Here is a 6,292-nt window from a genome sequence, read left to right as displayed (position 1 = left end):
TCTCGGGTTTGAGCTCGTCGGGGAGCTCGACGCGGGACAGGCGGTCGCGCGCGCCGGCTACCGTCTCGCCGAGTCGATCGACGGCATCGGCGTACTCTGTTGGATTCGGATCGGCCCCGCGGTTGATCGCCCGGTCGATGATCTCGACCCGGTCCGCGACGTCCCGGCAGCCCTCGACGGTCGCCTGGAGGGCGAACCGGTCCCGAAGCTGCGGTCGAAGGTCGCCCTCCTCGGGGTTCATCGTCCCGATCAGCGTGACGTTTGCGGGATGGGAGACGCTGATGCCGTCGCGCTCGACGGTGTTGACGCCGCCGGCCGCCGCGTCCAGAACGACGTCGACGAGGTGGTCCTCGAGCAGGTTGACCTCGTCGACGTAGAGGATGCCGCGGTTCGCGCGGGCCAACAGCCCGGGATCGAACTCGGCCTCGCCGGCGAGGGCATCCTCGACCGAGAGCGTCCCGACGACTCGATCGCGGGTCGCTCCGAGTGGGAGCGTGACCAGCGGCACGAGCCGCGTCTCGACGGGCAGCTCGTCGGAGTCGCGCTCCCGGCAGTCCGCACACTGCAGACTCGGATTGTCGGGGGCGCAGCCGTACCGGCAATCGGCGACGGCGCGCTGTTCGGGGAGGAGATCGGCGAGTCCCCGGACCGCGGTCGACTTCGCCGTGCCCTTCTCGCCCACGATCAACGCGCCGTCGAGCGCGCCGTTCGCGGCGACCGCCAGTAGCACGCGCTTGAGCTCCGACTGACCGACGATCGCCGGAAACGGGGTCGACGACAGCTTTTTGCCCCCGGCGTTTGCAACCATAGTTGCGTTAATACAATAGAGGTTTAAAAATTCGATGACACGCATCGGGATCTACACCGCGACGGAGAACGAACTCGGATCGATCGGACGTGCGGCCGGGCGCCTCGAGGACGTCAAACTGGTCGTTCGCTCGGAGAGCGACCTCGCCGAGGAGGCCGCGATCGAGGCGTTCGTCGACGAACTACGCGACGCCGACGCAGCGATTCTTTGGCTGCACGGCGCCGAGGACAGCATGCCGGGCTACGACTACGCGACGGGCGCGCTCGAGGAGGCGAGCGTCCCGCTGATCGTCAAGGCGACCGGCGACGTCTTCGCCCTCGAGGACACGACGGTCACCGCCGAGCACCGCGAGCGGGTCTGTGAGTACCTCGAGCGGGGCGGAACGATCAACGTCGAGCACTGCTGTCGGTTCCTCGCGAGCGAGTACGGCGACCGGGAGGACGATTACGAGGAGCCGACTGAACTCCCCACGGAGGGGGTCTACCACCCCGACCATCCGGGAATCGGCTACGAGGAACTGCTCGAGACCCACGACCCGGGGAGGCCGACCGTGGCGGTCTGGTTCTACGAGTCCCACTGGACCCACGAGAACACCCGTTACGTCGACGCCCAGGTCCGGGCGCTCGAGGAGCAAGGGGCGAACGCGCTGCCGATCTTCTGTAACCCCGCCACGGACACGGACGAACAAGAAGATGCGGAGTGGGTGACCGACGAGTGGCTGCTGGACGGGGCGGGGCAACCGGTCGTCGACGCCGTCCTCTCCTCGTTTATGTTCTCGCTGTCGATGGACAAGCGCGGCCGCAGCGCCAGTGATGAGGGTAACTCGGCCGAGGACGTCTTCCTCGACCGACTCGGCGTCCCCGTCCTGCAGACGGTCACGACGATGCGGTCCCGGTCGCGCTACGAATCCAGCGACACGGGCGTGATGGGGTTCGAACTCGCGCTCTCGGTCGCTCTGCCGGAGTTCGACGGCAACGTTATCACGCACCCCATCTCGGGGAAAGAACGCACCGACGATGCGGCCGGGATCGGGTCGGCGCCGAAACACCACTTCCCGATCGAGGACCGGATCGACCACGCGACGCGGCTCGCCGTGAACTGGGCCGAGCTCCGGTACACACCCAACGAGGAAAAACGGGTCGCCGTCGTCCTGCACAACTACCCCCCGAGCGACGACGGAATCGGCACCGCGTTCGGGCTCGACTCGCCGGAGTCGACCGTGAACCTGCTCGAGGAGCTGGACGCCAGAGGATACGACCTCGGTGACGAACCGCCCGAGGACGGGCAGACGCTCGTCGAAACGCTCACCTCGCAGCTCACCCTCGAGGACCGGTGGGTCGCGCCCGAGGACGTCCGCGAGCTGTCGGTCGACGTCGTCTCCACCGACACCTACCGGGCGTGGTTCGCCGACGCCGACGAGCGGTTTCGAGAGCACGTCCGCGAGGAGTGGGGCGAGATTCCCGACCGGCCGTTTGCGATTCCGGGCGTCGAGTTCGGCAACGTCCTCGTCACGGTCCAGCCCCCGCGCGGGTTCGGGATGGACCCCTCGAAGGTGTACCACGACTCCGACCTGCAGCCGCCCCACGACTACTACGCGTTCTACGGCTGGCTGCGCAACGAGTTCGGCGCCGACGGAGTAGTCCACCTGGGCACCCACGGCAGCCTCGAGTGGCTCCCCGGCAAGACGGTTGGGCTCAATGGAGAGAGCGCACCCGACCAGCTGATCGACGACCTGCCGAACGTCTACCCGTACATCGTCAACAACCCAGGGGAGGGGACCCAGGCCAAGCGACGGTCGTACGCGGCGATCGTCGACTACCTCACGCCCGTCATGCGGGTCGCCGGAACGTACGACGAGCTAGCCGAGCTCGAGGAACTCGCCAACCAGTACCGCGAGGCCGGGATGGAGGACGCCCGCGCCGACAGCGGCGAGCACCTCGAGGAGCTGATCCGGGAGACGGTCGAGGAGCTCGACCTCGCCGTCGAACTCGGGATATCGGGGACGATCGACGAGAAGGCGGACGTCCGCGGTCCGAACGAAGCAGGTTCCACGCTCGCGGAGGGGGATGTCGACGGCGATACGGTCGAGATCGACGACCTCGTCGAACGCGTCCACGAGTACCTCACCGACGTCAAGTCGACTCAGATCCGGCTGGGGCTCCACACGATGTCCGAGCCGCCCGCGGACGACCGGCTCGTCGAGTACCTCGTCGCGCTCACCCGCCTGGAGAATCCCGGCGCGCCGAGCCTGCGCGAGAGCGTCGCGGGCGTCCTCGGGGTGGACTACGAGACGATGCTGAACGCACCCGGCGAGTACGACGAGGACCTCGGGATGACGTACGCCGAAGCCGCCGACGAGGTGCGGGAGACGAGCCTCGAGCTGGTCGAGACGCTGGCCGAACACGGGTTCGACATTCCCGAGTCCGAGCGAGGTGCTGGACCGGAGGACGAGGTGAACATGAACCTGCTCGTCGTCGACCTCGAGACGATCGGCGACGCCCGCGCGACGTCAGGCGCCCACGACGACCTCCGGGAGGTGTTGGCCTACATCTGCGAGGAGGCCCAGCCCCGCGTACAGGGGGCGGAGAACGAGGTGCCTCGCACCGCCGACGCCCTCTCAGGGGCGTACGTTCCGCCTGGCGGCTCGGGCGCGCCGACCCGCGGCGGCGTCGACCTGCTGCCGACCGCGCGGAACTTCTACACGCTGGACCCCCGGAAGGTTCCCGCCAAACCTGCCTGGCAGGTCGGCCGCGAGGTGGCGGAGGGAGTGCTCGAGCGTCACCACGCCGAGGACGGCGAGTATCCCGAAGAAATCGGCGTCGTCGCCTGGGGCACTCCGACGGTTCGCACCCGCGGCGAGACGATTGCTCAGGTGCTCGCGATGATGGGCGTCGAACCCAGCTGGACCGACGCGGGTCGGATCGACGACGTCGAACCGATCCCCCTCGAGGAGCTCGACAGGCCGCGAATCGACGTGACGACGCGGGTCTCGGGGCTGTTCCGGGACGCCTTTCCCGCCGCGGCCGGGGTCATCCACGACGCGGTCGACGCCGTGGTCGACCTCGACGAATCCCACGAAATGAACTACGTCAAGAAGCACGTCGAGGAGGAGGCCGCGGAGTTCGAGCAGGAAGCAGGGCTGGCGGAGTCCGAGGCCCGCGAGGCCGCCAAACACCGCGTCTTCACGACGAAGCCGGGCGGCTACGGCGCCGGGACGAACAAGGCCGTCGACGAGGGCAACTGGGACGACCGCTCGGATCTCGCCGAGGTGTACGTCCAGTGGGGCGGGTACGCCATGGGCTCGCGAGGACGCGTCTCGGACGCCCACGACGCCTTCGAACGTCGCCTCTCGAGCGTCGACGCCACCGTGAAGCTCGAGGACACGATGGAGCAAGACGAGTTCGACTCCTCGGACTGGTACGCCTTCCACGGCGGGTTCATCTCGGCGGTGAGCGAGATCGCGGGCGAGGAGCCCGCCTCCTACGTCGGCGACTCCTCGGATCCCGATAACGTTTCGGTCTACACCAACGAGGAGAAGGTCCGAAAGGCGATGCGCTCGCGGGTGCTGAACCCCGACTGGCTCGAGTCGATGGAAGAACACGGCTACAAGGGCGCGGGCGACCTCTCGACGACGGTCGACGTGACGCTGGGCTGGGACGCCACCACGGGGGTCGTCTCGGACACGCTCTGGACCGAGATCGCCGAGAAGTTCGCCTTCGACGACGCTCGCCAAGCGTGGATGCGCGAGGTCAACCCGTGGGCCCTCGAGTCCATCACCGACACGCTGCTCGAGGCGATCGAGCGCGACCTGTGGGACGCCGACGACGAGACCGTCGACCGCCTGCGCGACCTGAACCTCACCGTCGAGGGCGACCTCGAGGCCCGAACGACCAACGAGGTCGTCGGCGCGGAGGTGTCCGACGATGACTGAAAGCGAGTACGACGAGGAGTACGCCGATCTCGGGGCGACGACGGAGAACGCCATGGAGATCGCCGAGACGAGCATGGACATCGTCCGGGAATTCGTCCCCGACGAGACACTCGCCGATCGGGTCCGCCAGAAGTCGGTCCACTCGATGGGCGATATCGAGTTCCAGCACCTGCTCGAGTTCACCGGCAGCGACGAACTCGGCGACGACGAGGACGCCCCCGTCCGTGCCGGCGCCCGCGCGGTGCTCGTGGAGGCGACGATCGTCACGGACATCACGATGGCCAAAGCCGGGGTTACGGGCCGGGGCCACGACTGCGAGACCCGCAAGGCGATCGGCAACGGGGCCGAACTCGCGGCGGAAACGGGAATGACCCGAACCGCCGCCTCGGTGCTCGAGCTCGACAAGCGGGGCGTCTACGACGGCGCGATCGCGGTCGTCGGCAACGCGCCGACGGCGGCGTTCGCGCTCGCGGACTGCATCGAGAACGGAACTCGCCCCGCGGTGATCGTCGCGACGCCCGTCGGCTTCGTGAAAGCCGAGGAGAGCCGCCAGCGCGTTCGCGAGGTCAGCGCGGAGTACGGCGTGCCGGCGATCACGAACGTCGGTCGCCGCGGCGGGAGCGGCCTGGCGGCCGCGCTGACGAACGAGCTGATCCACGTCGCGAGCGACGTGCGGACGGACGGGCTCGAGCTGGATCTCGCGGCCGAGACGCGAGCTGCTCGAGCGAGTGACGGCGCGACCGGGAACGACGAGGGGCGATGAGCGACGAGTACGACCTCGAGGCGGGCCCCGATCCGGCGACGTTCGCGGCCGGGAGCGCGGAGCCCGACGTCGACGAAGCGGCCGACGACCCCGTCTACGTCGTCGGCGTCGGGCCGGGGAACCTCGAGTACCTCACGCCTCGCGGCGAGCGCGCGATCCGGGAGGCCGACGTCCTCGTCGGCTTTACCACGGTCGTCGAGTTCGTCGAGGAGCTGACGGACGCCGACCTGCTGACCTGCGGCTACCGGGACGAGGCCGAGGCACTCGAGGCGTTCGGCGAGCGGGTCGCGGACGGAGAGCGCGGTGTGGCGGTCGCGATGGGCGACCCGAACCACTCGGGCTACCAGTTCGTCGGGAAGGTACAAGACGCCGTGCAGAGACGTTCGAAGGGGTCCCAACGGAAGGTTCGTATCGTCCCCGGCATCTCCTCGCTGCAGGTGGCCGCGAGTCGGGCCCGAACGCCGATCGAAGACGCCGAGTTCGTTACGCTCCACAAGAGCGGCGACCTCGAGGCCGACGTCGACCGACTCGTAACGGCCGTCGTCGAGGACGAACGCCACCTGCTCGCGCTCCCGCGGCCGTTCGATCGGATGCCCGGCGACCTCGCCGCGTTGCTGCTCGAGCGCGGCGCCGACCCCGAACTCGAGGCGCTGGTCTGCGAGAAGCTAACGCACGACGACGAGCGGATCCACCGGTTCACGCTGGCCGAGCTGTCGGACCACGCGGGCGGCGACAGCCGGGAGGACACCCCGTTCTCGGATCTGGTGGTGCTCGCGGTGCGACGGCCGGT

At 68.7% G+C, this 6,292-nt stretch carries 4 protein-coding genes; 3 read left to right on the top strand and 1 reads right to left on the bottom strand.

Annotation, left to right across the window (positions count from 1 at the left end; all coding sequences use genetic code 11):
- Nucleotides 1–808: ATP-binding protein (locus ACNA7R_RS18820; RefSeq protein ID WP_416285052.1), on the bottom strand; the 808-nt coding region annotated here is incomplete at its 3' end.
- A gap of 34 nt (nucleotides 809–842) precedes the next feature.
- Between ACNA7R_RS18820 and cobN the strand changes: the two genes are divergently transcribed.
- The 3 genes from cobN to ACNA7R_RS18805 form a co-directional block, all read left to right on the top strand.
- Nucleotides 843–4,739 carry a cobaltochelatase subunit CobN gene (gene cobN / locus ACNA7R_RS18815; RefSeq protein ID WP_416285051.1) on the top strand — a complete coding sequence of 1,299 codons (3,897 nt, stop codon included), beginning with the start codon at nucleotides 843–845 and terminating at the stop codon, nucleotides 4,737–4,739.
- Nucleotides 4,732–5,502, top strand: a complete 771-nt coding sequence (locus ACNA7R_RS18810) for a precorrin-8X methylmutase (protein ID WP_416285050.1) — start codon at nucleotides 4,732–4,734, stop codon at nucleotides 5,500–5,502. The genes cobN and ACNA7R_RS18810 overlap by 8 nt, the downstream gene beginning before the upstream one ends.
- The coding region (locus ACNA7R_RS18805; protein WP_416285049.1) for a cobalt-precorrin-7 (C(5))-methyltransferase at nucleotides 5,499–6,292 on the top strand (794 nt) is incomplete at its 3' end. The genes ACNA7R_RS18810 and ACNA7R_RS18805, both read left to right, overlap by 4 nt.

Origin of the sequence: Natronococcus sp., assembly GCF_047921035.1 — an archaeon.
Lineage (GTDB): Archaea > Halobacteriota > Halobacteria > Halobacteriales > Natrialbaceae > Natronococcus.
This window is presented reverse-complemented; position numbering and strand designations above follow the sequence as displayed.